Origin of the sequence: Methylobacterium trifolii, assembly GCF_022179685.1 — a bacterium.
GTDB classification, from domain to species: domain Bacteria; phylum Pseudomonadota; class Alphaproteobacteria; order Rhizobiales; family Beijerinckiaceae; genus Methylobacterium; species Methylobacterium trifolii.
Window position 1 is genome coordinate 1 of sequence record NZ_BPRB01000332.1, and the last position, 1,959, is coordinate 1,959.

The following is a 1,959-nucleotide window of genomic DNA, read 5'->3' on the forward strand; positions in this document are numbered from 1 at the left end:
CCCAAACCCCGAAGAGCCCAGAAAACCAGAGACGCAAGGACAACGCCGCCCACGCTTCTCTTTCTCAGATTCACTTGTCAAAGAACGCCGGACCAGAAGCCCGGAAAACCCGCGGACACAAGATTCCAGGGACCAGCCCCGAAACCCACCTTGTCCGTCTTGGAGAACCGTGATACCGAACCAACCATTCGGTGGTCCGCCTCAGCGGTGGAGGGCGTTTAGTGCCCGCCGATCCCCGTGTCAACTCCGACCCTCGACACCGCCGAGCCCCGAAACCGACACATCCAAACCGCCAAAACATCAGCGATCCAGACGACACCCCAAAGACAAAAACAGCAGCACATCCGGCTTCCGCCGGCTATGCCCGCCAACCTGTCCAAGAGATGCATCAGCGACCGGGCCACTTCCGCGGCCGGCGCCGATGAACAGGGGTATACGGACCGCACCGCAGCGCGTCAACACCGGAAATGACGGCCTTGCGAAAATTCCGCGACGGGCCGGTGACGGCCGGCGCCGGCCCGGAGCATCGGCAGCCTCGCAGGGTCGACCCGCATCCGCCCTCGAATGCCGTCGGGGCGTTTAGCGGAGACGGGACGCGGCCACGGCGCTATCTCTCCTGACGGCCCCGACGATGCGGGCCGGATCGCGGGGAGTGGCAGCTTGGCTCAGGGTATCCGTTTCGACCGTACAGGCATCGGCCTGGCGGCGGAGGTCGTGACGGGCACGCACGCCCCTGGCGCAAGCCCGGCCTCCCTCTCCTCTCGGAAGTCCTGACGCGATGGCGAGCCTGCGAGCCTATCTCGGCGCCTGGATGGTCCGGCGCAACGTCCGCAACCGCCTGGGGATGATGGACGACCTCGCCCATGTCCGCCGCGTCCTCAACGGCGCGACCTTCCCCGATCCCGTGGGCGCGACCTACGAGCCGGGCGAGGTCGGCGGCATTCCGGGCGAGTGGGTGAGGCCGGTGTCGGGCAGCGGGCCGCGCCTGCTCTACCTGCACGGGGGCGCCTTCATCGCCTGCTCGCCCAAGACCCACCGCCCCGTCACGGGGGCGCTGGCCGCGCGCGGCTTCACCCTGTTCGTGCCGGATTACCGCCTCGCCCCGGAGCACCCCTTCCCGGCAGGCGTAGAGGATTGCATCGCCGCCTGGCACGGGTTCTCGGCCGGGGGGCCGGCCTGCGTGGCGGGGGACTCGGCCGGTGGCAACCTCGCGCTTCTGCTGCTGCTGGCCGCCCGCGAGCGCGGACTGGCGATGCCGACGGCCGCGGCCCTGTTCTCCCCGGTCGCCGACCTCTCGGCCACCAGCGGGTCGCGGGTCTCGAACGCCTGGCGCGACGCCATGTTCGACCCGCGCGGGCTCGCCAGGATCGGCCCGCTCTATCTCGGCGGCGCCGACCCGGCCGATCCGCGGGTCTCGCCCCTGAAGGCGGATCTGCACGGCCTGCCGCCCCTGCTGTTCCACGTGGGCGAGCGAGAGGTCCTGCGCGACGATTCCGTGCTGATGGCGCAGAAGGCGCGGGCGGCCGGCGTCGAGGCCGCGGCCGAGGTCTTCCCGGTGGTGTCGCATGTCTGGCAGTTCGCCGAGCGCATGCTGCCGGAGGCGCGCCGCTCGCTGGATGCGGCGGCCGCCTTCCTCAAATCCCATACCCCGGCCGGAGGCGCCTCCCGATGACCGAAGCCCCGGAGGTCCGAGCCTTGTCGCCCGCGATGCCGGCAGAGACCCTGGCCGTCCTCGTCGTCGGGGCCGGCTTCTCGGGGCTCGCCATGGCGATCCGCTGCCGCAAGGCGGGCATCGGGCCCCTGCTCCTGATCGAGAAAGGCGACGGCATCGGCGGCACCTGGCACGAGAACACCTATCCGGGGGCCGCCTGCGACATCCCCTCCCACCTCTACTCCCTCTCCTTCGTGCCCAAGCACGACTGGACGCGGATGTACGCGCAGCAGCCCGAGATCGCCGCG

2 protein-coding genes are annotated in these 1,959 nt (G+C 70.3%); both read left to right on the forward strand.

What is annotated here, in order from left to right:
• Positions 1-778 precede the first annotated feature (778 nt).
• The gene (locus COGEMETH_RS23670) at positions 779-1,672 is read left to right on the forward strand and encodes an alpha/beta hydrolase (RefSeq protein ID WP_238185133.1); all 894 of its coding nucleotides are present in this window, start codon (positions 779-781) and stop codon (positions 1,670-1,672) included.
• 35 nt (positions 1,673-1,707) lie between these two features.
• A partial coding sequence (locus tag COGEMETH_RS23675) for an NAD(P)-binding protein (RefSeq protein ID WP_373875426.1) occupies positions 1,708-1,959 on the forward strand: 252 nt, incomplete at its 3' end.

Excerpts from the sequence above, each read along its gene's own strand:
- COGEMETH_RS23670 (WP_238185133.1), top strand. The coding sequence starts at position 779 with ATGGCGAGCCTGCGAGCCTATCTCGGCGCCTGGATGGTCCGGCGCAAC.